General features: G+C 64.5%; 20 protein-coding genes. 8 read left to right on the forward strand and 12 right to left on the reverse strand.

All coding sequences use genetic code 11. The features are described 5' to 3' along the window. The first annotated feature begins 29 nt into the window (after positions 1-29). The 3 genes from LK03_RS10385 (at position 30) to LK03_RS10395 (ending at position 2,073) form a co-directional block, all read left to right on the forward strand. Positions 30-677, forward strand: a complete 648-nt coding sequence (locus tag LK03_RS10385) for a hypothetical protein (protein WP_038412267.1) — start codon at positions 30-32, stop codon at positions 675-677. Then, positions 670-1,329 carry a hypothetical protein gene (locus tag LK03_RS10390; RefSeq protein ID WP_038412268.1) on the forward strand — a complete coding sequence of 220 codons (660 nt, stop codon included), beginning with the start codon at positions 670-672 and terminating at the stop codon, positions 1,327-1,329. Before LK03_RS10385 ends, LK03_RS10390 begins: the two co-directional genes overlap by 8 nt. A gap of 243 nt (positions 1,330-1,572) precedes the next feature. Then, the gene (locus LK03_RS10395; RefSeq protein WP_049870463.1) at positions 1,573-2,073 is read left to right on the forward strand and encodes a YkgB family protein; all 501 of its coding nucleotides are present in this window, start codon (positions 1,573-1,575) and stop codon (positions 2,071-2,073) included. Between the two features lie 46 nt (positions 2,074-2,119). Here the strand turns inward: LK03_RS10395 and LK03_RS10400 are convergent, their stop codons facing one another. From LK03_RS10400 to LK03_RS10435, 8 genes are all read right to left on the reverse strand, one after another. Beyond that, positions 2,120-4,627: a TonB-dependent siderophore receptor gene (locus LK03_RS10400; RefSeq protein WP_049870464.1), complete on the reverse strand. Its 2,508-nt coding sequence runs from the start codon at positions 4,625-4,627 to the stop codon at positions 2,120-2,122. 89 nt (positions 4,628-4,716) lie between these two features. After that, complete coding sequence (locus LK03_RS10405; RefSeq protein ID WP_240478655.1) at positions 4,717-5,688, reverse strand: FecR family protein; 972 nt, start codon at positions 5,686-5,688, stop codon at positions 4,717-4,719. 47 nt (positions 5,689-5,735) lie between these two features. Then, complete coding sequence (locus tag LK03_RS10410) at positions 5,736-6,254, reverse strand: sigma-70 family RNA polymerase sigma factor (protein WP_038412269.1); 519 nt, start codon at positions 6,252-6,254, stop codon at positions 5,736-5,738. A 117-nt stretch (positions 6,255-6,371) separates the two neighbouring features. Further along, positions 6,372-7,850 carry a 4-hydroxyphenylacetate 3-hydroxylase family protein gene (locus tag LK03_RS10415; RefSeq protein ID WP_049870465.1) on the reverse strand — a complete coding sequence of 493 codons (1,479 nt, stop codon included), beginning with the start codon at positions 7,848-7,850 and terminating at the stop codon, positions 6,372-6,374. Then, positions 7,847-9,097, reverse strand: a complete 1,251-nt coding sequence (locus LK03_RS10420) for a hypothetical protein (protein WP_049870466.1) — start codon at positions 9,095-9,097, stop codon at positions 7,847-7,849. The genes LK03_RS10415 and LK03_RS10420 overlap by 4 nt, the downstream gene beginning before the upstream one ends. A gap of 26 nt (positions 9,098-9,123) precedes the next feature. Then, entirely contained in the window at positions 9,124-10,521 is a 1,398-nt protein-coding gene (locus tag LK03_RS10425; RefSeq protein WP_038412270.1) for a tryptophanase, read from the reverse strand. Between the two features lie 48 nt (positions 10,522-10,569). Continuing rightward, a complete protein-coding gene (locus LK03_RS10430; RefSeq protein WP_049870467.1) occupies positions 10,570-11,259 on the reverse strand; it encodes a DUF6875 domain-containing protein in 690 nt (229 codons plus the stop codon). 42 nt (positions 11,260-11,301) lie between these two features. Beyond that, the gene (locus tag LK03_RS10435) at positions 11,302-12,825 is read right to left on the reverse strand and encodes an MFS transporter (protein ID WP_038412272.1); all 1,524 of its coding nucleotides are present in this window, start codon (positions 12,823-12,825) and stop codon (positions 11,302-11,304) included. A 99-nt stretch (positions 12,826-12,924) separates the two neighbouring features. On the opposite strand from LK03_RS10435, the gene LK03_RS10440 reads away from it, so the two are divergent. Beyond that, the gene (locus LK03_RS10440; RefSeq protein ID WP_038412273.1) at positions 12,925-13,833 is read left to right on the forward strand and encodes a LysR family transcriptional regulator; all 909 of its coding nucleotides are present in this window, start codon (positions 12,925-12,927) and stop codon (positions 13,831-13,833) included. Positions 13,834-13,886: 53 nt separating this feature from the next. Here LK03_RS10440 and LK03_RS10445 read toward each other — a convergent pair whose 3' ends face one another. After that, positions 13,887-16,010 (reverse strand): TonB-dependent siderophore receptor, encoded by a 2,124-nt coding sequence (locus LK03_RS10445; RefSeq protein ID WP_081951587.1) that lies wholly within the window; start codon positions 16,008-16,010, stop codon positions 13,887-13,889. Positions 16,011-16,388: 378 nt separating this feature from the next. On the opposite strand from LK03_RS10445, the gene LK03_RS10450 reads away from it, so the two are divergent. The 4 genes from LK03_RS10450 to LK03_RS10465 all read left to right on the forward strand — a co-directional run bounded on the left by LK03_RS10450 (position 16,389) and on the right by LK03_RS10465 (position 21,165). Then, positions 16,389-18,110, forward strand: a complete 1,722-nt coding sequence (locus LK03_RS10450; protein ID WP_038412275.1) for a type I secretion system permease/ATPase — start codon at positions 16,389-16,391, stop codon at positions 18,108-18,110. A gap of 7 nt (positions 18,111-18,117) precedes the next feature. After that, positions 18,118-19,452, forward strand: coding sequence for an HlyD family type I secretion periplasmic adaptor subunit (locus tag LK03_RS10455; protein WP_038412276.1), 1,335 nt, complete (start codon positions 18,118-18,120; stop codon positions 19,450-19,452). After that, positions 19,449-20,777 carry a TolC family outer membrane protein gene (locus tag LK03_RS10460; protein ID WP_038412277.1) on the forward strand — a complete coding sequence of 443 codons (1,329 nt, stop codon included), beginning with the start codon at positions 19,449-19,451 and terminating at the stop codon, positions 20,775-20,777. Before LK03_RS10455 ends, LK03_RS10460 begins: the two co-directional genes overlap by 4 nt. 154 nt (positions 20,778-20,931) lie before the next feature. Continuing rightward, positions 20,932-21,165, forward strand: a complete 234-nt coding sequence (locus tag LK03_RS10465) for a hypothetical protein (protein ID WP_038412278.1) — start codon at positions 20,932-20,934, stop codon at positions 21,163-21,165. Here LK03_RS10465 and LK03_RS10470 read toward each other — a convergent pair whose 3' ends face one another. From LK03_RS10470 to LK03_RS10480, 3 genes are all read right to left on the reverse strand, one after another. Further along, positions 21,166-21,771, reverse strand: coding sequence for a flavin reductase family protein (locus LK03_RS10470; protein WP_028696708.1), 606 nt, complete (start codon positions 21,769-21,771; stop codon positions 21,166-21,168). Between the two features lie 73 nt (positions 21,772-21,844). Beyond that, entirely contained in the window at positions 21,845-22,993 is a 1,149-nt protein-coding gene (locus LK03_RS10475; RefSeq protein WP_038412279.1) for a Fic family protein, read from the reverse strand. A gap of 158 nt (positions 22,994-23,151) precedes the next feature. Next, positions 23,152-24,483: an MFS transporter gene (locus tag LK03_RS10480; protein WP_038412280.1), complete on the reverse strand. Its 1,332-nt coding sequence runs from the start codon at positions 24,481-24,483 to the stop codon at positions 23,152-23,154. Positions 24,484-24,777: the final 294 nt, after the last annotated feature.

The following is a 24,777-nucleotide window of genomic DNA, read 5'->3' on the forward strand; positions in this document are numbered from 1 at the left end:
TGTCGTTTTCCCTGACCTGGATGTGATTCATGGCCTACACCGAACGACCGTCGCCCGCCACTGGCGACGACCACGACCCTGCACGCGCCGTTCAACGTGAGCGGATGATCACCGAACTCAGGCAAACCATCGCGCGCGTTCCGGAGCAGACCGAGTTCACCAACACGAAGATCTTCAAGGTCTGGGGTCCGGTGGCGGTTGTGGCGCTGCTTGGCTTGGTGGCGCTCAGCATCAGCCTGGGCAAGCTCGGCATGATCGCCGCCAGCGTCTTCCTGCTGCTGGGGGCGCTGTGGATCAGTTGGGAGCACCGCAACGCAGGTCAGCCCTTCATGCGCCTGACCCGGCGGCAGCTGTTCGTCGACACCCTCGACCAGCCAGTGGAGCTGGCCGACGTCGAGGACATCGACGTGCAGAAGGAAGCCATGGCCATGCTGGCGCAGACCCTCACCCTGGGCGAGACGGCAACCCTGCCCACGCACCGCGTGCTGCACATGCGCCCGTTCGCGAGCCAGGCCGAGGTCAGCAAAGACCCGCAGCCTCAGGTGCGCATCGTGTCGGCAGGCCTCGCCTCGGCCGGGCGCACACTGGGCCGCGAGGAAGTCGTCGCGCTGCTCAGCGCCTACCGCGATGCGGCCCAGGCCCAGCGTACCCTGGATGCGCTGCTCAGCCATGCATGAGGTGATTGGCGAAGACGAGCTGGCCTGGCTGCAGGCGTCTGCCGAAGGCCCGAGCGAGACCTTCGACATCATCGAGTTGTCGCTCGGCAAGGCCGTCGCTTGCGCCGTGGTGGCGCTGCTGGCGCTGGCGGCGGGCGGTTTTCTTGCCCTGACAGCCAGCCGCATTGCCGAGCACCTGTCCGGCGGCCTGTTGTCAGTGCTCTGGGGCCTGGCCCTGGCGCTGCTGGCGGCGGGGTTGGCCGGGCTGTCGCTGGCCGAGGCGCTGCGCCGTCGGCATGGCGCGCGGGTGCTGACGGTGAGCCGCGACACCTTGCGCTTTGCCGACGACATCGAGCTGCCTTGGGAAACCTTCGACAGCTTCGAGGTCGATCAGCGTCTGGTGACCACCTCGCTGCTGTTCGCCATCGCGGCCTACGCGCAGATGCCACCGCTGCCGAACGTGGGTCTGGCATCCTTGGCCGCACCGCACGTGCAGCCGGTGCCCGGGGGTTTGCGCATCAAGATCTGGATGTGCACGCCCAAGGTGAATGGCCGGACGCTGGACTATCAGGCACTGGCCAATCTGCTTTTCCCCTACCTCGAAGGCGCCCAGGCGCGTCGGACATTAAGCCGGCTGTACCCAGACGTGGAAAATATCGGCGGTATACGCTGAAACTTTCTGACAGTATTCGTGAGTGTTATCGCAAGTTTTAAAGATAACGCCCACGACCTCTGGTAATAACATCTAAAGTTGAAATGAAGAGCGACGAGATAACTGCCAACTTCGCGGCTGTTTTTGTCATATACCGTAAAGTCTCAGCGATTCATTTAGCCATTGGCCCGAGCTACTGTACGGCGCCGGGAAGTTGCCAGTGCGGCTTTCCTGGCCCGTCCATATCTATTCAGGGCATCTCCAATGCATGCGTCTTATCTGGCTCGACTGCTTCGCTATCCCATTGAAGTCGAATTGTTGCGCTGGGCGCTGATCGTGATCTTCGTGCTGTTCGGCTATGCCAAATGGTTCGACTACGAGGCTGATGCGCTGATCCCGCTGGTCAGCAACAGCCCGGTGCTGTCGTGGCTGTACCCGACGCTGGGCATCCACGGCGCCAGCTACCTGCTGGGTGCAGTGGAATGGACCCTGGCGCTGCTGTTGCTGGCGGGCATCTGCGCACCCTCGCTGACCTTGCTGGCAGCGGCGGGCTCGAGCGTGACGTTTCTATTGACCAGCAGCCTGGTATTAACCACCCCAGGCTGCTGGGACGCGTCAGTCGGTGGTTTTCCAGCACTGGGCAGCACCGCCGGGTTTCTGATCAAGGACATCGTATTGCTGGCCGGTTCGCTGCTGCTGCTCAGGCATGCCGCGGGACAACTGCGAAACAGTGAATGCAACGGTCGATGCCAGCGCTACGGGTAGGGGCGAGCTGCCATGGGCAGTGCCCCATGCGCCCACGGGCACGCCTTCAGAACGTACCGCGCAGGGTCAACATGAAGTTGCGCGGCGCGCCATACCAGTTGCCGTAACTGCTGGACTCGACCGTCTGGTAATAGGTTTTGTCGAACAGGTTGTTGAGGTTGCCCGCGGCAGTCCAGTGCTCGTCGATACGGTATTCGAGCAACGAGTTCCACACCGCATAACCGGCCTGGGTGAAGTTGTATTCGTCCTTCGCCGGGCTCAGGGTGCCGTCACCCAGGCGGCGCTGCACCGAGCCTGAGACGTAGTTGGAACTCTGCACCGTGGCGCCCAGCCCGACCTTCCAGCGCTCAAGCCCCGCCGGTAACTGGTAGGTGGTGAAGAACTTGAACAGGTGCTTGGGCGTTTGCGTGCTCAGCGGCTTGCCGTTGCTGGCACCATCGGCCGCCTTGGTCTGTTCGTTGATGTTGAAGGTGTAGCCTGCGAACAGCTGCCAACCGGGCATCAGCTCACCGGATACTTCGGCATCGATGCCTTTGCTGACGATCTCGCCATCGGCCACGTAGCAGCAGTTGTTCTGGCTGTTCGGGGCGGTTGCGCTGAACACCCTGATCGCCTCGTTCTGACGCTTGACGTAGTACAACGCCGACGACACGTTCAGCCGTCCGCCGAGCAGCTCACCCTTGCCGCCGAGCTCGTAGGTATCGCCGGTGATGGCCTTGAGCGGTGCGAACGAGCGATCGACATATTCGGTCTGCGGTTTGTAGATCTGCGCATAGCTGGTATAGACCGACCACGCATCGTCGAGCTCGTACACCAACCCGCCGTAGGGGGTGACGATACCGCTTTCCTTGCCGCCCCGCACGGTGTCGGCGTTGAACGAGGGAACTAATACCCGGTTGAAGCCGTTGAAGTCGGTGTAGCGGGCCCCTGCGATCAGCTTCAGCGGATCGCTCAACTGCGCCTTGAGCGTGGCGTAGGCGCCGCTCTTGCGGGTGATCCAGGTCGGTGTCTCGTAGTACAGGGGCGGTTTGGCCGGCTCGGGCATCGAGCCGATGCTGCCATCGAAGGGGTCGATGGGGACGGCTGAGCCGAAGTCACTGTGGTCGGCGTAGGTGCGGTGACTTTCCGTGTAGTCGACACCCAGCAGCAGCTCGTGGCTGCGGCCAAGGGCGTCGATGCGGCCGATCAGGTTGCCGTCGAGCAGATCCTGGTCGTTGCTGTAGTCACGAATGAAGCGCTGATAGGTGCCGCCCGCAGCCAAGGTGGGGTCGATGGGGCCTTCGATCTGCCCTTGGTTCTGCGTGGTCTGGTACTTGCTCTTGGTGTAGCTGGTGTTGAATTCCCAGGCGTCGTTCAATTGCTGGCGCAGCTTGAGGAAGCCTTCCTTGCGCGTGTAGTTGTTGGTCGACCAGTCGGCCGCCAGCGATGTGCTGCGTGACAGCTTCAGTGGATCGCCGGTGGTGTAGCGTGGGAAGCCTTCATCCCAGTAGCCGTCCATGTCACGCCATTCGTAGGTGCCGCCCACGGTGACCAGAGTATCCGGGCTCAGGTCGGCTTCCAGAGTGCCGAATACCACGTGCTTTTCACTGTCGGCGCGGTCGTAGAAGTAGTTTTTGTCTTCATAGGTGACGGCCGCTCGGCCACGCAGCTTGCCGTCGAAGCCCAACGGGCCTGTGACATCCACTTCCTGGCGGTAGTTGTTCCAGCTCCCCGCCGAGCTCTGCACGATGACCTGGTTGTGGTCCAGGGCGCGCTTGCGCACCAGGTTGATGGTGCCGGCCGGCTCGCCGGTGCCGCCATAGAGGCCGTCCGAGCCACGCAGCACCTCGACGTGATCGTACGGGGTCATGTCCGGCAGGGTGTCGTAGCTCTGCTGGCGCAGAGCCGCGGCGCCGCCATCGGTCTGGATATTGGTCAGCGCGAAGCCGCGCGCCAGGATGCTGGTGTTGACGTCGTTGCCGCCGGTGGTGCTGATGCCGGTGGTCTGCTCGAGCACCTGGTTCAGGCTGGTCAGGCCTTGATCGTTCATCCGTTGGCGGGTGATGGCCGACACCGACTGGGGAATCTCGCGCAGCGTCTGCTCACCCTTGCCGCCAACCTGTGCACTGCCCAGCGCATAACTGCCAGTGCCCTCGGTGACGTTGCCCAGCACTGCGGCATTGACCAGGGTGGTGCTCAGCTCCAGAGTGCCGGCCTGGGTGTTGCTGGGTTCGAGCACCAGGGTGTGTTCATCGAGCTTGCGCCAGCTGTAGCCACTGCCTTCGAGCAACTGGTTGAGCGCCTGAGCCAGCGAATAGCGGCCATTGAGCGCCGGGCTGCGGCGTGCCGAGACGTCGCCCGAATTGAAGATGATGCGCACGTTGGCGGCGTCGGCCAGTTGCGTCAGGGCGCGATCGAGCGGCTGCGCCGCCAGGTGCAGGCTGACCGTACCGGCAGCGGAGGCGGCCAGAACCGAGATCGGCGTCAGCACTGCGCCGGTTCCGAGTGCCAAGGCCAGGGCCAGTGTCAGGGTATGACCGTGCCGCAGCACGAAGGGGGTGGAGGTAGCCTGCATGTGGGGTATCCGTCATGGAATGTGGGCGTGCGATATGGGAATCATTCGCGCTCACTGGCCACGACGTTTATCGATTGCAAACCTTGCAGTCAGCTCTCGGATTTATTTTTCTCATCGAACAAGACCACGGTCAGCCACGGCAGCCTGACGATTTTTACCGGCTGCGTGCGGCTCAGCACATCGAGCATGGCGGGCAGGTCGTCGAGGTCGAAGACGCCACTGACCGGGTTGTTCGGCAGTCGCCCGCTGACCACCAGCGCGCCGGGCAGGTAGCGTTCGGTCACCTCGAACACCTCGGCCAGGGTCGTGCGGTTGAAGATCAACTTGCCGCGTTGCCAGGCCGCGCCGCTGCTGGGGTCGTACAGGTCGACCGACGAAGGCGCGCGGCCCTGCTGATACGACACCTGCTGCGACTGTTCGAGACGAACGCGGCTGCCACCGGAGCTGACTTGCACCACGCCCTCGGCCACGCCGACCTGCACCCGGTCGCGGTGCAGGTCGACGTCGAACCGCGTGCCCACTGCACGTACCTCACCGTCTCCGGCCACCACCACGAACGGTCGCGCCGCATCCTTGCTGACCTGGAACAGCGCTTCACCCTTGAGCAAGGTGATCTCCCGGCGCTGCGCCGAATAGTCGATGTTCACCGCGCTGGCGCTGTTCAGCCAGACCTGGCTGCCATCGTCGAGGGTCAGCGTGCGGCGCTCACCGGTGGCCGTTGCCTGATCGGCGGTCAGCACCCTGGCTGGCCCGTGCAGGCCAACCACGGCCAGGGCAGCAACACAGGCCGCCAGTGCCGCCCAGCGGCGCACGCGCCGGGTTCGGCCAGGTGCCGGCGCCACTTGCGCGGACAGGTTCGGCGGCTGGGTATGGCCCAGGGTGTGCCATAGCTGTTCGACTTCATCAGCAGCTGCTGCGTGCGCCGCGCTGCGCTGGCGCCATTGCTGGAAAGCCTGCCAGTCGGCCTGGCTGGCGTTGCCGGAATTGAGCTGCACCCAGCGTTCCAGGGCCTGCTCGTCGAGCTCGGTGCGGGTGGGCTGTGGGTTCATCGGGTCAGGCATGGTCGGCACTCGGTGAACGGCAGGCTGCGGGCAGAGGGATGCGCATTCTAAAGCCCCTCGGACTGACGCAGCCAATCGCGGCAATGACGCATGGCTTGCATGATGTATTTGCCCACCATGCTTTCCGAGACGCCCAGGCGTTCGGCGATCTGGCCGTGGGTCAGGCCTTCCAGGCGATTGAGCAACAGCGCCAGCCGGGCATTGCTCGGCAGCACCGCCAGGGATTGTTCCAGCTGCTGCACCGCTTCACGGTCGAGAAAGCGCTTTTCCGGAGAGGCCAGGTGGTCACACAGCTCGTCCGGTGCGGTATCCGGGCTGTGCAGGCCTGAGCGAAGGCGCTCCTGGCGCAGGCGATCGAGGGCCAGGTTGCCAGCGACCCTGAAGATGAAGGCGCGCGGTTCGAGGATGTGCGAGGTGTCGGCGAGCCTGGACAGGCGCAGGAAGGTTTCCTGCGCCACGTCAGCAGCGTTTTCCACATTGCCCAGACGCCGGGCGAGGAAGGCCAGCAGATCAGCGTAATGCTCCTGGAAGGAAATCAGCAGATGATCGGCAGTGGAGGATGTCATGCGTGCAGGTCAAGCCAACGGGGCGCACGACTCTATAACAAATGAAAACTATTATCATCCCCGCCGGCGAGCTGTCCTGCACGCTGTGTCCGTTGAAGCGTCTAGCCAGCGACTCGGTTAGCGAAACTCGGCCGTCTCGGCCAGGGCCGAACAGGCCAGGGCCTTGGCGCCTTCCCAGTCGTATTCACTGTGCACCCGCGACAGCGCGACGAAGTGCGGGCCGGAGTAGAACATCTCGTACTGCAGATGACGCGAGCCGAACTCCGAACCCATCGCATCCCAGGCCAGCTTCATCACCTGCACCCGTTCCAGGGGCGAAGCGACGCTCGAGTACTGGGTCTGTTCCATCAGCGCGCGGGCTTGCGGGTTGGCCAGGTCGTCGACGCTGGAAGGCAGCATGATCACCCCGCCGCCAGCCAGTTTGCGCAGGGTTTCGATGAATTTCGGATACACCGACTGCGCCACCGCCTGGCACATGTACAGGTGCTTCTTGTCGGGCACCACGTACTTGCCTTGTGTCACCGGGCAGTGGATCAGGCTCTTGAACAGCCCTTCGATCATCAGCGTGTTGCAGGCCATTTCGCCAAGCAGCTCGCGCACCGCCGGGAAATCGCTGACCCCGGTAATTTCCGTCATGCGCTGGGCAAGCCCTGTCAGGAAATGCAGCTTGGTGGTCAGGCGCGCAAGGCTTTGCGTGTCCATCAGCACCTCGGCGGCAGTGCTGTGGAACTGGCGCCGGCACATGCCGGTGTCGCCGTAGACGAACAGCCGCTCCCAGGGCACCAGCACGTTGTCGAAGTAGATCAGCGCGTCGTTCTCATCGAAGCGGCTGCTCAGCGGATGGTCGAAGCGGTTGCTGCCCTCGGCGTACGACACCCGGGAAAGAATCTTGATGCCGGGGGTGTTCAGCGGCAGCGCGAAGGACAGCGCGTAACGCTCATCGACCCCCGGCTTGAGCGGGTTTTGCACACCCACCAGCACTTCATCGGCCAGCACCGCGGCGGTGCCGAGCATCTTCGCGCCTGTGACGATCACCCCCGCATCGGTTTCTTTCACCACACCTAGGGTGTGATAGAGGTTCTGCGCATGCTCGCCGGGGCTGCGCGAGCGGTCGCCCTGGGGATTGACGATGGTGTAGGTGAGGTACAGGTCGCGTTCGCGGGCGTAGGCAAAGTAGCTTTTCAGCGCGGCAGCGCGATCAGGGCAGTGCGCTTCGAACACCTCGATGTGGGTGAGCATGCCGCTCAGCGCCGCCGAGACATGATCCGGGCTGCGCCCCAGCCACCCCAGGCTCTGTCGCGCCCAGGCCAGGGACGCGTGCGCGCGCCCGAGCAGTTGCTCGTGGCGCTGCGGCAGTTCCCAGGCCTTGCTGACCCGGCGCTGCCCATCGAGGTCGAAGGTCATGTCCTCCAGGTGGCTGGCCTGGTAGTCGTACAGCCCGGCCACCGAGGCGACCGCGCCGGAAAAGGCCGGATGCTGGCTGTGCCGGGTCAGGCACTGGCCGTTGATGAATACCTGGCGGCCATCGTCGATGGCGCTGAGGTACTGCTGGCCGGTTCGCGCCTGCGCTGCGCCTGAACGAGGGGATGTGCTCATAGTTCGAGAAACTCCAAGGGGATGCCCAGCTCGGCACGGCCGACGTAGGTGGCGAACGATTCCCACTGCGCGCCGACGTGGCCGCGGTACATCGCCACGTCGCTGAAATAGCGCAGCATGCGCGTGTCGCAACGGGCCTGGGAGGTGCCCGAGGTACGGAACAGCAACTCGACCGCCTCGCAGGCCTGGCGACCGGCCTGTTGCAACGCACCCCAGGCGCGCACGTTGTGCGCCACGCTGATCGGCTCGCGGGTCTCACACCAGCGTTGGGCGAGGCGTTGATGCTGCTCGCAGGTATGCAGCAGGGTGGCCTCGGCGGCATCGGTGAGGGCCAGGGCCTGGCCGAAGGCGCGCTGGTACTGCACGTCTTCGGCGCGCTTACGGCTCGGGTCGAGGGGGTGCGGCAGCAGTTCGATCAGCTCGCGGTATTCATCCAGGGCCGCCCGCGCCGCGCCGATCACCGGTGCCAGCAGGTTGGCGTGGTAGGGCAGCATCAGGTAACCCAGGTACAGCGGGTTGCCGTGCAGGCGCGTACCGGGGGTGCCGTCGCTGACGTTCTGGTTGGCGTAGAAGCCGGCGAACGGCACGGCGGCGCGTTCGGGGACGAACACATCGTCCAGGCGGATACTGTTCGAGCCACTGGCGCGCATGCCGAGAATCTCGCTGCCGCCCCAGTCGTTGAGGATGCAGAAGTCGGCGCGTGGCACCAGGCACGCCAGTGGTTCGCCTGCTGCCCCGGCGTGCTCGTCGATGACCGTGACGATGGCGTGGGTGGAATAGGTGACGCCGGTGCAGTAGGCGAAGGTGCCGCTGACCCGGTAGCCGCCCTCGACCCGCGTACAGGTGCCGCCGGGAAACGCCCGGTGCGGGGCGATGAAGTGGCCATCGCTGCCGAACACTTCGTCCTGCACCGCCTGTGGCCAGTGCGAGGCAAGGGTCAGGGCGTGGCCGGCGGCCAGGGTCAGGCTCCAGCCCAGTGCCGGATGGCCCTGGGAAATCTCGATCATGACCCGGTAAAAATCGCCCAGGCTCATCTCGTGTCCACCATAACGACGCGGTTGCAGCAATCGGTAGAAACCGTGCTCGCGGAACCAGTGGTGCATGGCCGGGCTGTAGGTGCCCTGCGAGTCGCTCACTTCCTGTTCGGCGCGCAGCTTGTGGCGTATGTCGCGCGCGAGCTCGAGATACTCTTCTACTGTCCGGTCGGCGACGGGCGCGGCCGTGACGTGGGTACTTGTTTGGCCCATGGAAATGATCCTGATATCGGGGTGGGTCAGATTTCTTTGAAACGTGCGGTGAACTGGCGCAGGACCGCCGGCTCGTAGGTGAAGTCCAGTGGCCGCAGGCTGGCGGCGCGCTGCACCACCTCGATCAGCGAGTCGGCCACGTAGTCCATGTGGTTGTCGGTGTAGGTGCGCCGTGGAATGGTCAGGCGCATCAGCTCGAACAACGCCGGCTCCTGCTCGCCGGTCTGCGGGTGGCGGCCCATCATCAGCGAGCCGATTTCCGTGGCACGCACGCCGCTTTCCAGGTACAGCGCGTTGACCAGCATCTGTGCCGGGAAATGATGGCCGGGCACATCCGGGCGAATCTTGCCGGCATCGACGAACACCGCATGCCCGCCCACCGGGGTCTGGATCGGTACCCCGGCCTTTTGCAGGCGCTCGGCGAGGTACTCGACCTGGGCGATACGGCTGGCCAAGTGATGCACGTCGCAGGCCTCGTCCAGGCCCACCGCCATCGCTTCGAGATCACGCCCCGCCAGGCCGCCGTAAGTGATGAAGCCTTCCAGCGGCACGCAGCGCAGTTGCGCAGCGCGCAGCAGCTCGCCGTCTTCGCGGAAACAGCACAGACCACCGATGTTGACCATGGCGTCCTTCTTCGCCGACAGGGTGAAGATGTCGGCGCAGTCGAACATCTCGCGCACGATCGTGTGGATCGACTGCTCGCGGTAACGCGGATCGCGCTGCTGGATGAAGTAGGCGTTCTCGGAAAAACGCGCCGCATCGATCACCACCGGAATGCCATGACGACGGGCCATGGAGGCGGCTTCGCGCATGTTGTCCATCGCCACCGGCTGGCCACCGACGCTGTTGCAGGTGATGGTGATGACCACCGCCGCCACCTGTTCGGCACCGAGCCGTTCGATGTCGCTGGCCAGGGCGGCGAGGTCGAAATTGCCTTTCCAGTCGTCATGCCGGGCGGTGTCCAGGGCAGCCGGGCAGATCAGGTTCCTGACCATCGCGCCGGCGATTTCCACGTGCGCCTTGGTGGTGTCGAAATGGTGGTTGGAGATGAACACCGGCGCTGTCGCGCCGCGTTGCCGGGCGCGCTCGACCAGGCAGGGGAAGAGGATCTGCTCGGCGCCGCGGCCCTGGTGCACGGGGATGGTGTGGGGGAAACCGAACAGGCGCTCGACGGTATCGCTGAGCTTGAAGAAGCTGCGGCTGCCGGCGTACGACTCATCGGCCGACATCATCGCGCTCCACTGCCGGTCGCTCATGGCGCCGGTGCCGCTGTCGGTCAGCAGGTCGATGAACACGTCGTCGGCGCGCAGCAGGAATGGGTTCAGGCCGGCCGTGTGCAGCGCTTGCTGGCGGTAGTCGGGGGTGGTGGTCCTGAGTGGCTCAACCATCTTGATGCGATACGGTTCAGGCATACGAACGGGCATTTTCAGGGCCTCCAGGGCACTCGAAGCGAATAGGGTATTGGCGTTTGATCAACTGTTGACGATGCGCCGCAGCACTTGCCACTGCGCGTCGCTGAGGGTCAGGCGGTCTTCCTGGTGCAGCACCGAATTGATGCCGACTTTGGCCCGTGCGCCATGGGTACGCAGGTACGCCTCGACGAACTGCGGCTGGTCGGCCAGAAACGCGATGTCCAGCTCGACCATTTCGCGCACCACCAGCAGCGGTACCGGTGAGCGCAGCGGATTGAAGGTGTCGCTGCGCAGGCCGGGCTTGGGGCAGTGCGAATAGAACTCGCCGAGCATCAGCCCGGCTGCGAGGAACTGCGGCTTGAGCAGTTCATGGTAATGGTTGACCTGGGCCGGGTCGTCCAGGCCATGCAGCACGGCGACGATGGTCTTGAACTGGCTGGCATTACCCTGTTGCGGCGCGTTGCCCTTGAAGCGCGAGATCAGGCTCAGTAGATCCGCGCAGATCGCGGCCTGCTCGCGTTCGGCAAAGGCGATGTCCACCAGCCAGAAGGTTTCGCGCTTGATCGCTGCCGGTGTCCATGGGCACACCGCCCCGCTGCGGCCCAGTTCGGGATGCGGGTTGCACAGGTAGGCGTGCGACCACTGCGCGATCTGCGTCATCTGCGTCGAGCAGTGCTCGCCGGGGCCCTGCAAGGCTTGGGCGATGGGGACAAGCGTGAGCTGCGTGGCAGAAGTGTTGTCACGTTCCATCATGACGTCCTCAGAGGGTCGATTGATCAGGCCGGGCGAACCTCAGCGCTCGGCACCGGGCGCGGCTCCTGCCGCGCAAGCAATGTCAGGTTCGGCCAGCGCCCAGCGACTGAGCAGCGCTGCCACCAGGGTCAGAGCGCCCAGGCCGTAGGTCAGGGTGGCGAAGGCCGCGCTGTAGCACTCGGCGAGGGCGTGGGCAGACACGTTCGCAGCGTTGGCCTGGGCGCTGCTGAAGCTTCCCGTGGCCAGCTCCGCAGCCACCGCTGTGGCGCTTTCCGGGTTCAGCAGTGTGTCCAGTTGCCCCTGCAACAGGCTGTTGAGCAGGGCCAGTGCAGCGGCCACGCACACCGCCTCGCCGCAGGCGCGCATGGTGGTGAAGATGCCCGTGGCCATGCCGGCGCGCTCCACCGACACCACCTTGATCGACAGATCGTCCATCAGCCCCCAGGGAACCGCCGAGCCGATGCCGATCAGCGCCATGGGCAGGCACAGCGTCAGCCAGCTGGCGCCCACCGGCACTTGCGCCAGCCACAGCAGGCCGCCGGCGGCCAGTAGCAACCCGGCGAAACACAGGTTGGCCGGGGCGATGTAGCGCGCCATCAGCGCGGAGAGGAACGGCACCACCAGCATCGGCAGGGACAGGCCGAGCATCAGCAGCCCGGCCTGGCCGGTGCCCAGGCCCTCGACGCCCACGAAGCGCAGTGGCAGCAGAATCAGCAGCACGATGAAGCTCAGCGCGGTGGCAATCGGCAGCAATTGCACGCCGACGAAACGTTTGCTGGCGAACAGCGACAGGTCGAGCATTGGCCGGGCCTGGCGCTGCTCGATACCAATGAACAGCGCCAGCATCAGCAGCGCCGCGCCCACCAGGCTGAGCACCGTGAGGCTGCGCCAGCCGTGCGCCGGCACTTGCATGATGGCGAAGGTCAGCAGCACCAGCATGGCGCTGAAACTCAGCACCCCGGCCCAGTCAAGGTGGCGCGCGCCAGGGTCGCGGCTTTCGCGCATGCGCGGCGCCGCCAGCAGCCAGGCCAGGCCGCCAAAGGCTGCACCGAGCAGGAAGATCGAGCGCCAGTTGAAGAACTCCACCAGCGCCCCGGAAATCACCGGGCCGAAGGCCAGACCGAGGCCGAACGCGGTGCCCAGCAGACCGAAGGCGCGGGTCCGCGCATGGCCTTCATATTCCTGGGCCAGGGTTGCCGAGCCGCCGGCCATGGTCAGCGCCGCGGCGATGCCTTGCAGGCCGCGAATCAGGTCGAGGAACACCACGTTGGGCGCGCAACTGACCACCACCGAGAGCACCGTGAAGCTACCGATGCCCCAGCAGAACATGCGCTTGCGTCCATACAGGTCGGCCAGGGTCCCGGCGGCCATGATTGCGCTGCCAAAGCTCAAGGCGAAGGCGTTGACCACCCAGGCCAGCGCCACCGGGCCGCCACCCAGGTCGTCGCCAATCGCCGCCAGGGCCATGGCCGGGCCGGTGTACTCCAGAGGCAGGATCAAACCGGCGGTGCATACCGCGATCAACACCAAGGCTCGGCGGGTGGTGTCTTGCTGGGGTTGCATGAAAATCGCCTCCGTCCCTGAGCAGTAGACGGGGGATGGTATTTGAGGGATAAGTGCACTTGAAGGGGAGAATATTCAAAAGAGAATTGCGGTTAGTGCATGAATGATGACATTTCGCTATGGCGCCTGTTTTTCCGTATCGTCGAGCGCGGCAGCCTGACCAAAGCCGCTGACGATCACGATCTTGAGCCGTCTTCAGTGAGCCGGCGCATCTCTTCGCTGGAGAAGCGCCTGAACGTACGCCTGCTCAATCGCACCACCCGGCAGGTGACCATGACTGAGGCCGGGTCGCGCGCTTATGAACTGATGCGCCCGCTGATCGATGAAATGGAAGGGGTGATCGCCGACCTCGACGGCGCCTCGCCGTTGATTGCCGGCACCATCCGCATGACCGCGCCGGTCAACTTCGGTGAGCGGCATCTGGTGGGCTGGTTGACGGCATTCCAGAAGCAGCATCCGCAGATTCTGCTCGACCTGGTGCTGTCGGACGCGCGCCTCGATCTGCGTGGCGAAGCCATCGACCTGGCGCTGCGGGTGGGCGAGCCGCCGGTGTCGGACATGCTGATCCGGCGCATCGGCTGCATGCCCAGCGTCCTCTGCGCCAGCCCCGCCTATGTGCGTGCCCACGGCCTGCCGGAGAAACCCCAGGACCTCACCAGCCACCGCGGCATCCTTTATTCGCTCGGCCAGGAGCGCCACCGCACTCGCCTGCGCCTGAACCGCGACGGCAAGGAAGTCAGTGTCGAGTTGCAGGGGGTGTTCTACCTCAACAACGTCGGCGCGATTCTGCAGGCCGTGCGCCAGGGCGCCGGCATCCATCCGGGGCCACGCTGGCTATTCCAGGAAGGGATCGACTCCGGTGAGCTGGTCGAGTTGTTGCCCAAATGGAGCCTGACCGGTCTGCCGGCGCACCTGGTGCGCCTGAACAACCGCTATGAGCCCAAGCGGGTGAAGGCTCTGGAGGATTGGATCGAGCAGTGTTGGGTACGGGAGATGGGGGAGCATTGAGTGGCGCTGCGGTTTAGCCGCCAAGGGCCGCAAAGCGGCCCCGGTTGTTTGGATCAGAAGGTGTACTTGGCCGTCAGCATCAGGTTGCGCGGCGCTCCGTAGTTGTCGCCGCCGTACTGGTAGGAGCTGGAGATGGACGAGTAGTACTTGCGGTCGAACACATTGTTGGCGTTTAGCTGCAAGTCGAGGTGCTGGTTGACCTGGTAACCGGCCATGAGATCGGTGACGGCATAGCTGCCCTGTTGCAGACGGTAGTTGTTGCCGTCGGCCAGCTCGATGTCGTTGTACAAACGGCTCTGCCACGACAGCGTGCCGCCGACTCGCAGTTTCTCCAGGTCGCCCTGGAAGCGGTAGTTGGTGGTCAGCTTGAACAGGTGTTCAGGCACGTCGGTATCGAAGCGCTGGTTGACGCTTCCCGGATTATTGTCGTCCTTGAGGGTATGCACGCGAGCGTAGGTATAGCCTGCGCCGACCTGCCAGCGGTCGGTCAGCGCGCCTTGCAGTTCCAAGTCGACGCCCTGGCTGCGCACTTGGCCAGAGGCTTCGTAGCACTGATTCAATCCGCGAGGGCAGACTGCAGTGCTGGTCTGCACCGCTCGGTTTTCCTGATCGACACGGAACAGCGCCGCGCTGGCGTTCAAGGCACCGTCGAAGTATTCGCCCTTTATCCCCACTTCGTAGTTCTTGCCCACGATAGGCCGCACGGGTGTGCCTGCCTCATCACGTTCAGATTGCGGGGTAAAGATGTCGCTGTAGCTCACGTACACCGAGTGATGCTGGTCGAGGTCGTAGATCAAGCCGGCATAGCGGGTCAGGTTGCGGGTGACTTTATAGTCGCCCTCGCCATCACGGTCGTCATAGTCGTACCAGTCCAAGCGGCCACCGACGATCAGCTTGAGCGGATCAGCCAGGCTGAAGCGGCTGGTGACATAGACGCCTTCCTGGGAGGTAACTGCTTGTGTAGCGCTGCCAAGCTTGGTGAAGTCAGGTTTGCCTGCCTCCAGCGGATAACCCGACTGGTTGTACGGAGAGTATTGCTGCTCCGTCATGTCATAAATCCGTTTGCTGGCGCCGACCACCAGTTCGTGGGTGCGACCGAATGCCTGGAACGGCCCACTGGCAAACGCATCCACGCCAGCCTGTTTCTCGTCATAGGTGGCTTTGTAGATGGTGCGGGCCAGGCGTTGGTCCGGAGTGAAGCGTGACTGATAGGAGCCTCGGAACATCGCATCCTGCTCGGCGTAGTTGGCGTTGAGCTGCAACTTCCAGTCGTTGGCCAGTTGATGGCGCAACTCGGCGAACACCGTGTTGATCTCTTGATCCTTGCTCTCCCAGTCGGTGCCAGGGTTGTAGGAGCGCGGCAGGTGCAGGTGGCGGCCGTCCAGGCCGACCATCGACGAGCCCCAGAAGTAATTGGTCTTGTCCTTCTGGTTGGAGAACCCCAGGGTCAGTGTGGTGCTGTCGGTCAGATCTGCTTCGGTGACTGCGTAGAACAAGCCGTGACGCTGCATGGCGTTGTCGACGAAGCTGTTGGCATCGTTGTAGGAAGTCACCACCCGGCCGCGCCAAGTGCCACTGCCGTTGAGCGGGCTGGAGGCATCCAGCTCGCCGCGGTAGTCGTCCCAACTGCCGGCGGCACCGGTGAGGGTCACTTTCTGCTCAGCCAGCGGCCGTTTGCGCACCAGGTTTACGGCTGCCGAGGGGTTGCCGGCCCCGGTCACCAGGCCCGTCGCTCCGCGCACCACTTCCACGCGGTCGAACATCGCCAAGTTAGGCTGCGCGCCGACGCTGACGCCGTTGTAACCGCTGGGGATGCCGTCGTACATCAGATTGTCGATGTCGAAGCCTCGGGCGGTGTAGGTCTGCCTGCCCGGGCCGTCGTTATAGTTCAGATAAACGCCAGGGGTTGCCCTTATCACATCATTGATACTGGTCATCCCCTGATCGTCCATCCGCTGGCGGGTAATCACCGTCACCGCCTGGGGCGTTTCGCGCTGGGTCAGCGGCAGCTTGGTGGCTGTCGACATCGCTCCCGAGGTGTACGACTCACTGCCCTCGGTGGTGCTGCCCAGGTGGGTGTTGATGATGTCGGTGGCGCCCAGTTCGATGACCCCGCTCGCAGGCGTAGCCGTTGCCGGTTCGGTGTCCTCGGCCAGGGCCGGGGTGGCGGTGGCCATGCAGACCACCAGCGCGAGCAGGTTGAACGGCGGGCGAGGGCGTAGCGGGAGAGAGCAGGACATGGGCAAGGGCCTGAAAGCTGAAAATGAAAGTTGCTTATGAGAATCGTTAGCAATCAGTGTGTCAAGATACGTCGCGACATAGGAAATAGAGCACTGTCTTACAGGGTGACAAGATCAAGCCGAGAGTCGCGACCAGTGGTGCAATGCTGCGGTCGGCACTCCCCTCAAGAACCGGCCGTGCGCGCCGATGAACTGGTCACGACGTGCCGCTCGCCAGCCAGTTCATTCCCCTGAGCCAAAGTGCTAGCATCGGCCGCCGCCCGGCATCGACCCCAGCGTCGCTTATCTCCAACGTTGTTCATTCGTCGGACCTACATGCGCCTTTTCTTCGACCCCACGCGAGACATCGACGCCGCCTTGCTGCGCTATCGCCGTCTGTTCGGTGTGCTGGCCTTGTTCAGCGGTGTCATCAACCTGCTGATGCTGGTGCCGTCGATCTACATGATGCAGGTCTTCGACCGCGTGCTGACCAGCCGCAACGAAACCACATTGCTGATGCTCAGCCTGATCCTGCTGGGTTTCTTCGCCCTCAGTTGCGCGCTGGAATGGGTGCGCGGGCAGGTGATGATCCGCATGAGCGCCGGGCTCGACACGCACCTGGGCGAGCGGGTGTTCGATGCCGCCTTCGAGCGCAGCCTCAAGGAGCACAGCGCCAACCCGGCGCAGGTGCTCAGTGACCTCAATGCCATTCGCCAGTTCGTCACCGGGCCGGGCCTCATCGCCCTGTTCGACGCGCCGTGGCTGCCGCTGTACATCATCGCCACCTTCCTGTTCCACCCCTGGCTGGGCGTGTTCACGGTGATCGGCTCGTTGATTCTGGCCGCCTTGGCGCTGTGGAACGAGCTGTCGACGCGCAAGAGCATGGCCGAGGCCAACCGCCTGTCGGTGGCCTCGTCCAGCTACGTCAACAGCACCTTGCACAACGCCGAGGTGATTCAGGCCCTGGGCATGCTCGGGCCACTGCGCAAGCGCTGGTTCAACGTGCAGCAGCGGGTCATCGTCGAGCAGGGCCGGGCCAGCGACCGCAGTGCGCGGATCGCTGCACTGTCGCGCTTCGTGCGCATGACCTGGCAGTCGCTGGCGCTGGGCCTGGGGGCGATTCTGGTGATCGAGAACCAGATCTCCGCCGGGGTGATGATCGCCGTGTCGGTGCTCTTGGGCCGGGCTATGGCGCCGGCCGAAGCGCTGATCGGCTCGTGGAAGCAAATGGGCAACGCCAAGAGCAGCTATGCCCGGCTCAACCGCCTGTTGGCCGAATTTCCCAAGGCCGCGCCGCGCATGCCGCTGCCGCCGCCGAGCGGCGCGCTGACCCTCGAGCGGCTGGTGGTGACGCCACCTGGCCAGCAGAAACCGGCCATCAATGGCGTGACCCTGGCCCTGGCCAAGGGAGAGGTGCTGGCGGTGGTGGGGCCGAGCGCCTCGGGCAAGTCGTCGCTGGCGCGGGCCATGGTCGGCATCTGGCCGGCGCGGCAAGGCTCGGTGCGCCTGGACGGCGCCGAGATCGGCCAGTGGTCGCGGCAAGCGCTCGGTCCGCACCTGGGCTATCTGCCCCAGGACATCGAGCTGTTCGACGGCAGCATCGCCGAGAACATCGCCCGCTTCGGCGAAGTCGAGCCTGACAAGGTGATTGCCGCGGCGCAACTGGCTGGCATCCACCCAATGATTCTGCAATTGCCCAACGGCTACGACACCCTGCTCGGCAGCGGCGGTCTGGGGCTTTCCGGTGGGCAGAAGCAGCGCATCGGCCTGGCCCGAGCGCTGTATGGCACGCCGGCGCTGGTGGTGCTCGACGAGCCCAACTCGAACCTCGACGATGCCGGTGAACTGGCCCTGGTGCAGGCCGTGCGCCAGCTCAAGGCCGACGGCTGCACCGTGGTGCTGGTGACTCACCGACCGAGCGTGCTGGCGGCGGTGGACAAGCTATTGTTCCTGCGCGATGGCGTGCAGCACCTGTTCGGCCCGCGTGACCAGGTGCTCAAGACCTTGCTCCCGGCCGCTGCGGCCAAGCCTGCTGAAATCAGCGATCAACAAGCCTGAGGCCGCCATGCAAGCCAGTTCTCACGACCTCTCGCCGGTCGAGCATCAACCAGACGCCGATGCCGCCGGTATCGCCCGCGTCGGCCTGTGGTGCCTGTTGCTCGGCCTGGGCGGGTTTCTGCTCTGGGCGTTTCTCGCACCGCTCGACCGCGGCGTGGTCGGCAGCGGTACGGTGGTGGTCTCGGGCGAGCGCAAGACCGTACAGTCACGCAGTGGCGGCATGCTTGAGCATATCCGCGTGCGTGAAGGCGATCGGGTCGAGCAGGGCCAGGTGCTGCTGCAGTTCAATACCGTACAGGCGCGCTCGCAGCTCGACGTCGCCCTGGGCCAGTGGCTCAGCGCCCGGGCCGTGGAAGACCGGCTGATGGCCGAGCGCCTCGATGCGCCCCAGGTGAAGTGGTCCGCCGCGCTGCTGGCACGGGCCAGCGATCCACGCGCCGTGGCAGCCATGGAACTGCAGGGTTATCTGTTCGCCACGCGCCGTGAAGAACTGGCCAGCCGCATGCAGATCAGCAAGCACGAAATCGCCTCGCTCAACGACCAGCTCAAGGGCTTCGAAGAAATCCGCCGCAACCACGCAGCACAGTTGCAGTTCCAGCAGCAGTCGTTGCAGGGCATGCGCGAGTTGGCCCGCGAAGGCTACCTGCCGCGCAACCGCCTGTTCGAAGCCGAAAGCAGCGCGGCGCAACTGGGCGCACAACTGGCCTCGAGCATTTCCGACATCGGTCGTACCCGTCAGGCGGTCAATGAAAGCCAGCTCAAGGGCTTGCAGCAGGCCCAGCAGTTTCGCAGCGATGCCGAGTCGCAGCTGACCCAGGTCAGTGCGCAGACCTCCAGCCTGCTCGAGCAGATCAAGGCACTGGAATTCGAGCTGTCCAGCGCCACCCTGACCGCGCCGGTCAGCGGTCAGGTGATGGGCATGACGGTGCATACCGTCGGCGGCATCGTGCAGCCCGGTCAGCGCCTGATGGACATCGTCCCGCAGGGCTCGAGCTGGGTGGTCAAGGCGCAATTCCCGCCGATGATGGCCGACCGCCTCAAGCCGGGCCTGCCGGTCGATGTGCGCTTCGGCTCGTTGCAGCGCGTGCACACGCCGGTGATCGTCGGCCAGGTGTCGACGGTGTCCGCCGACCAGCTGGTGGACGAGAAGACCGGCTCGCCGTATTTCTCGGTCGAGGTGCAGGTCAGCCCCAAGGCTGTGATCGAACTGCGTGAGTTGGGCCTGGACATCAAGCCCGGCATGCAGGCCGAAGTGCTGGTCAAGACCGGCGAACGGACCCTGGCCAACTACCTTATGCAACCTGTCGCCGAGCGCATGGCTGGCGCGCTCAAGGAAGAATGACCGTGGCCCGATCTGTGTTTGCGCTGTTGGCCGTGCTGGCTGCCACGCCGCTGTGTGCCGCCGAGGCGCCGTTGTCGTTGCTTGGGCTTTACGATGCCTCGCGGCTCAACGATGCCACGTATCAGGTGGCCGGACACGACTACGAAGCCTCGCGCCAGGAGCGCGCGATCGGGCGCAGCGCCTTGCTGCCGCAGGTGGGCATCAACGCCCGTTACGGCCATGGCGGGCAGTTCGACAAAGAAAGCCCGGCCAGCCGCCAGGACGATCAGTACGCCTCCGACAGCGTTGCCTTGACCGTCACCCAACCGCTCTACGACAAAGGCCGTTGGGCCGCCTATGAGCAGGCCAAAGCGCGCGGTCAATTAGGCGAGGTGCAGCACGACAACGCCGACCAGGCGCTGTTCGACCGGGTGGTGCAGGCCTATTTCGACCTCGCCCAAGTGGAGAACGAACTGGCCCTGACCACCCAGCAGAAGGCCTCCATCGAGGGCCTTGCCAGGCAATCCCAGCGGCTGTTCGAGGCGGGCGAGGGCACCATCACTGACCAGGCCGAGGCCCAGGCGCGGCTCGATTCGATCCGCGCCCAGGAAATCCAGTTGCAGGCCCAGCACCGCTCGGCGTTGCGCCGCCTGGCCGGGCGTTCGGGGTTGAACGTCACGCAGATTCCACCGATGCAGGCGCAGGCACCGGCCGCCGCCTTGCTCGCGCCCGAGCAGGATCTGGACTACTGGATGGCCAAGGCCGACCAGTCCGCCGGCGTGCTCGGTGTCAGCCGCGCTTCGGTCAAGCTTGCCGAAGCCAACCTGCGCCAGCAGAAGGCCCAGCATTATCCGACTCTGGCCCTGAGCGGGCGGGTGGCGCGCATCGACCAGAGCGATATCAACGAGCTGTCCGAGCGGCAATCGACCTATTACGTCGGTGTAGTGCTGGATATTCCGCTGTACCAGGGCGGTGGCGTCACGGCCTCTTCGGAAAAGGCCCGTGCGGCGCTGGAAAGCGCCCGTGCCGGGCTGGATGCCCAGGCTCAGCAACTGAGCGAGGACGTCGAACTCAACTACCTGGGCGTGGTGGCCGGGTTCGAGAAGATCAAGGCGCTGGTCACCGCCGTGCGCTCCGGCGAAACCGCCCTGACCTCGGCGCAGAAGGGCTACGGTGCCGGCGTGCGCTCGACGGTCGACATCCTCGATGCCCAGCAACGGGTGTTCGCCGCCAAGCGCGACCTGCTCGATACCAAGCTGGCGATGCTGCAAAGCTACGTCAACCTGCACACCCGCACCGGGCAAATGACCCGTCGTGAGCTCGAGAAGGTGCAGGCGTTGTTTTGAGTGCCAGAGCTGGGCCCAGCTCAGGCAACCGAGGTAGCTCGGGGAACCCCTGGGCCGCCCAAAGCCTGCACACGACTCTGCCAGGCTGCTGGCTTGCCTGGGCACTCCGTGCGTGTAGAATCCCGCCCTTTGCCAGCCCACCGGAGCGCCGAATATGGCCCGTAGAGTTTTTCCCCACTTCGAAGCCGTTTCGGCCATGGTCCCGGTCGAGGGCGGGGGTTATCACGCCGCCATCGCCGTCAAGCAGCTGATCGGCGGCGGCGCGCCGCGTTTTCACAAGCTGCTCGACGGCCAGACCTTCCGCAGCGCCATGGCCGCCGACGAAGCGGCCAGTGCCGAACTGGAGCGCTTGCAGGGCGTCAGCGACGAGGCCGAGCTGATCTGGTGATCAGCCCTGCGGCCGGTTCATCTTGAACAGCTCGCCCAGTTCGAAATAGTCAGCCGGGCCGCCGCCACGCAAAATCGGCTGGGCCGCCGCGGTGTCGTAGATGCCGTCCTTGAGCAGGTGCTCGGCAATGTGCACCGCCACCACTTCGCCCAGAATCAGCCAGCTGGGCACCAGGGCCTGATCGGCACGCTTGAGCTGCACGATCTGGCTCACCTTGCACTCGAACGACACCGGGCTTTCCCCCACCCGCGGCACCGCGACGACTCGCGAGGCCGCCGGGGTCAGCCCGCTGAGCTGGAATTCATCGACCTCGGCCGGCACCGCCGCGCAGCTCTGGTTCATCGCCTCGGCCAAGGGCCGGGTGGCCAGGTTCCAGACGAACTCGCCGGTCTGCTCGATGTTGTTCAGGCTGTCTTTGCGCCCGACACTGCAGAAGCCGACGATCGGCGGAATGTAGTTGAAGGCGTTGAAGAAGCTGTACGGCGCCAGGTTCAGCCGGCCTTCGCGGTCGTGGGAAGAAATCCAGCCAATCGGCCGTGGACCGACGATGGCGTTGAACGGGTCGTGGGGCAGGCCGTGGCCTTTGGCGGGTTCATAGAAGTGCATCGCACGCAGCCTTGTCGGCAAGGGAAGAGCTGCCTAGTGTGCCAAGGCTTGGCGTGGCTGGAAATGCTCTGTATTAAGTGCCGCCCTGTACATCGGGCTCGGCGAGCGCAACGCAGTAGCGGGTGCTGCGCCCGCCGCCGGGCAGGCGAATCAGGCAGCCTTTGTCGAGCAGGTCTGCCAGGTGGCGCGTGGCCGTGGCCTTGGAGACCTTCGCCACGGCCTGATACTGCGCAGCGCTGATGCCCTCTTCGAATCCCTTGGGCCCACCGTCGAGCAGGCGGTTGAGCACCTTGCGCTGCTCGGGTGACAGCTCTTGCTCGCGGTGACGCTGCCAGAAGCGTGCCTTGTGCAGAAGCCGATCAATCCGTTGCAGGGCCTGTTCGAGGCTGCGCAGCAGCGTGGCCAGGAACCAGCGCAGCCAGGGGGTGAGGTCCAGGTCGGCCTTCTGGCTACTTTCCAGCACTGCGTAGTAGCCGGCCCTGTCATCGAGGATGCTGGCCGCCATGGTGTAGAAGCGAATCGCCTGGCGCTCGCCTTGCGCCAAGGCCAGGTCGGTCAGTGCGCGGGTCAGCCGGCCATTGCCGTCGTCGAACGGGTGCAAGGTGACGAACCAGAAGTGCGCGATGCCGGCCCGTAGCAGCGGATCGAGCAGGTGGTCGTTTCGGCTTTGCTCGAACCACTCGAGGAAGGTCTGCAGTTGTGCTTCCAGACCCCGTCGTGGCGGTGCCTCGAAATGCACCACAGGCTTGTCCAGCCGTCCGGAAATGACCTGCATGGGCGCCTCCCCACGCAGTTGACCGACCTGCACGGGCTGGCTGAGCAGGCTGTCCTGGCTGGGGAACAGCCAGCGGTGCCAGGTGAACAGGCGTTCCTGGGTCAGCGCTTGCTCCAGGCCTTCGGTCGCATCGAGCATCAACTCGGCCAAGCCTTCGCTGCGTGGCGAAGTGGGCCCGCTTTCCTCTACCCCCAAGCGTCGCGCCAGCGACGAGCGCACTGATTCGACATTCAGCTGTTCACCTTCGATAGCCGATGACGTGACGATGTTGCGCAGCAAGGTATCGAGTACCGCACGCCGGTCGGTCAGCCTGTTGACTGCGCTGAGCCTGCCGAGCAGTCGGCCTTGAGCGTCCACGCACTGCCTCAACAGACCGGCAAGGGCATCGGTTTGCCACGTGAAGTGCGGCCAGTCTTCGTTCTGCCAGATCCATTGCGGTGCGTTCATCACTCTCCCCTCAGCGACACGATGAGCCGAATAATGCTGCTATTCGGCTCATTTGGTGAGCCGAATAATAACCCTATTCGGCTCACCACACCCCAACCGAACGAAAAAAGGGCGCTCCGTCGTGCGAAGCGCCCTTCAGGGTGACAGCCTGCCTGCGATCAGTCGGTGGTGATACGCGAGTGTTTGCGGGTGTCTTTCATGGTCGCGTAGACCAGCAGCGAACAGGCGATGCAGGCGGTGACGTACCAGTAGTAGCCGGTTTCCATGCCTGCGCTCTTGAACCACAGGGCCACGTATTCAGCGGTGCCGCCGAAGACCGAGACGGTCAGGGCGTAGGGCAGGCCGACGCCCAGGGCGCGGATTTCGGTGGGGAACAGTTCGGCTTTGACCACGGCGTTGATCGAGGTGTAGCCGCTGACGATGATCAGCGCGGCCATGATCAGGAAGAACGCGCCCCACCAGGTCTGGATGGTGTGCAGGGTGGTCAGGATCGGCACGGTGAAGATCGTGCCCAACACGCCGAAGGCGATCAGGATAGGGCGCCGGCCGATCTTGTCGGACAGGCCGCCGATGACCGGTTGCAGGCACATGAACAGGAACAGCGTGGCGGCCGAAATGGTGGTCGAATCGCTGATGCTCATGCCCACCGTATTCACCAGATACTTCTGCATGTAGGTGGTGTAGGTATAGAAGGCCAGGGTGCCGCCCATGGTCAGGCCGACCACGGTCAGCAGTTCCTTGGGATGGCGCAGCAGGGTGCGCATCAGGCTTTCCTTGGGCTTGTCGTTTTCTTTCTCTTTTTTGGTGAACGAGGCGGTTTCTTCCATGCCGCGACGCAGGTACAGCGCCACCACTGCGCACAGCGCGCCGATCACGAACGGCACGCGCCAGCCCCAGGCATAGAGCTCTTCGGTGGTCAGGGTGTTCTGCAGGATGATCAACACCGCCAGGGCGATGAGCTGACCGGAAATCAGCGTCACGTACTGGAAGCTGGAGAAGAAGCCACGGCGTTCCTTGCTGGCCATTTCGCTGAGGTAGGTGGCTGAGGTGCCGTATTCACCCCCCACCGACAGACCCTGCATCAGCCGCGCGACCACCAGCAGAATCGGCGCGGCAACGCCGATGGTTTCATAACCGGGGGTCAGGGCGATGACCAGCGAGCCTGCGCACATCAGCAGCACCGAGGCCATCAGCGCAGCCTTGCGCCCCTTGCGGTCGGCGTACAGGCCCATCAGCCAACCGCCGATCGGACGCATGAGGAAGCCCACGGCGAAGATCGCGGCGGTGTTGAGCAGTTGTGCGGTGGTGTCGCCGGCCGGGAAGAAGGCCTTGGCGAAGTACAGCGAGAATGCCGCGTAGACGTACCAGTCGTACCACTCGACCATGTTGCCGATCGAGCCACTGAAGATCGACTTGAGGCGGCTGGTGGTGCTGCGCTGCGCGGTCGGTGCGGTGGCCGCCCCGCTGGGCAGGGAAGTGCTGTTATCCATCAGGGGATACCTTCTCGTTGTTGTTGTGGTCTTGGCTTGCTCGTTCCTGGAAACGCGCCGCATCGGTGCGCGGCAGGCTCAGGCGATTGCAGAAGCTGTGCCAATCGGGTGCAGGCTGATCCAGATGAGTGCATGGGCGGTGCAGTCTGCCCATTCAAAGGCAGTATTTGCGGGGGGCTATGCGTTTTTGCGGGAGCGCGGCCAGAGCCGGGAGGAGGAGCGATCAGCGAACGCGAACGTGTGCCGTCGGCGCAGGCGCGAGCGGTTTTCCGCTCATCAATGATTGCTGATGAG

The sequence above is a fragment of the Pseudomonas cremoricolorata genome, from assembly GCF_000759535.1.
Lineage (GTDB): Bacteria > Pseudomonadota > Gammaproteobacteria > Pseudomonadales > Pseudomonadaceae > Aquipseudomonas > Aquipseudomonas cremoricolorata_A.

What these genes read in the sequence shown, in the direction of transcription:
- LK03_RS10395 (WP_049870463.1), top strand. Translation starts at nt 1,573, where the DNA reads ATGCATGCGTCTTATCTGGCTCGACTGCTTCGCTATCCCATTGAAGTC.
- LK03_RS10450 (WP_038412275.1), top strand. Translation starts at nt 16,389, where the DNA reads ATGCGCCTTTTCTTCGACCCCACGCGAGACATCGACGCCGCCTTGCTG.
- LK03_RS10400 (WP_049870464.1), bottom strand. Translation starts at nt 4,627, where the DNA reads ATGCAGGCTACCTCCACCCCCTTCGTGCTGCGGCACGGTCATACCCTG.
- LK03_RS10465 (WP_038412278.1), top strand. Translation starts at nt 20,932, where the DNA reads ATGGCCCGTAGAGTTTTTCCCCACTTCGAAGCCGTTTCGGCCATGGTC.
- LK03_RS10425 (WP_038412270.1), bottom strand. Translation starts at nt 10,521, where the DNA reads ATGCCCGTTCGTATGCCTGAACCGTATCGCATCAAGATGGTTGAGCCA.
- LK03_RS10415 (WP_049870465.1), bottom strand. Translation starts at nt 7,850, where the DNA reads ATGAGCACATCCCCTCGTTCAGGCGCAGCGCAGGCGCGAACCGGCCAG.
- LK03_RS10470 (WP_028696708.1), bottom strand. Translation starts at nt 21,771, where the DNA reads ATGCACTTCTATGAACCCGCCAAAGGCCACGGCCTGCCCCACGACCCG.
- LK03_RS10455 (WP_038412276.1), top strand. Translation starts at nt 18,118, where the DNA reads ATGCAAGCCAGTTCTCACGACCTCTCGCCGGTCGAGCATCAACCAGAC.
- LK03_RS10480 (WP_038412280.1), bottom strand. Translation starts at nt 24,483, where the DNA reads ATGGATAACAGCACTTCCCTGCCCAGCGGGGCGGCCACCGCACCGACC.
- LK03_RS10410 (WP_038412269.1), bottom strand. Translation starts at nt 6,254, where the DNA reads ATGACATCCTCCACTGCCGATCATCTGCTGATTTCCTTCCAGGAGCAT.
- LK03_RS10460 (WP_038412277.1), top strand. Translation starts at nt 19,449, where the DNA reads ATGACCGTGGCCCGATCTGTGTTTGCGCTGTTGGCCGTGCTGGCTGCC.
- LK03_RS10440 (WP_038412273.1), top strand. Translation starts at nt 12,925, where the DNA reads ATGAATGATGACATTTCGCTATGGCGCCTGTTTTTCCGTATCGTCGAG.
- LK03_RS10475 (WP_038412279.1), bottom strand. Translation starts at nt 22,993, where the DNA reads ATGAACGCACCGCAATGGATCTGGCAGAACGAAGACTGGCCGCACTTC.
- LK03_RS10385 (WP_038412267.1), top strand. Translation starts at nt 30, where the DNA reads ATGGCCTACACCGAACGACCGTCGCCCGCCACTGGCGACGACCACGAC.
- LK03_RS10435 (WP_038412272.1), bottom strand. Translation starts at nt 12,825, where the DNA reads ATGCAACCCCAGCAAGACACCACCCGCCGAGCCTTGGTGTTGATCGCG.
- LK03_RS10405 (WP_240478655.1), bottom strand. Translation starts at nt 5,688, where the DNA reads ATGCCTGACCCGATGAACCCACAGCCCACCCGCACCGAGCTCGACGAG.
- LK03_RS10445 (WP_081951587.1), bottom strand. Translation starts at nt 16,010, where the DNA reads ATGGCCACCGCCACCCCGGCCCTGGCCGAGGACACCGAACCGGCAACG.
- LK03_RS10420 (WP_049870466.1), bottom strand. Translation starts at nt 9,097, where the DNA reads ATGGGCCAAACAAGTACCCACGTCACGGCCGCGCCCGTCGCCGACCGG.
- LK03_RS10390 (WP_038412268.1), top strand. Translation starts at nt 670, where the DNA reads ATGCATGAGGTGATTGGCGAAGACGAGCTGGCCTGGCTGCAGGCGTCT.
- LK03_RS10430 (WP_049870467.1), bottom strand. Translation starts at nt 11,259, where the DNA reads ATGGAACGTGACAACACTTCTGCCACGCAGCTCACGCTTGTCCCCATC.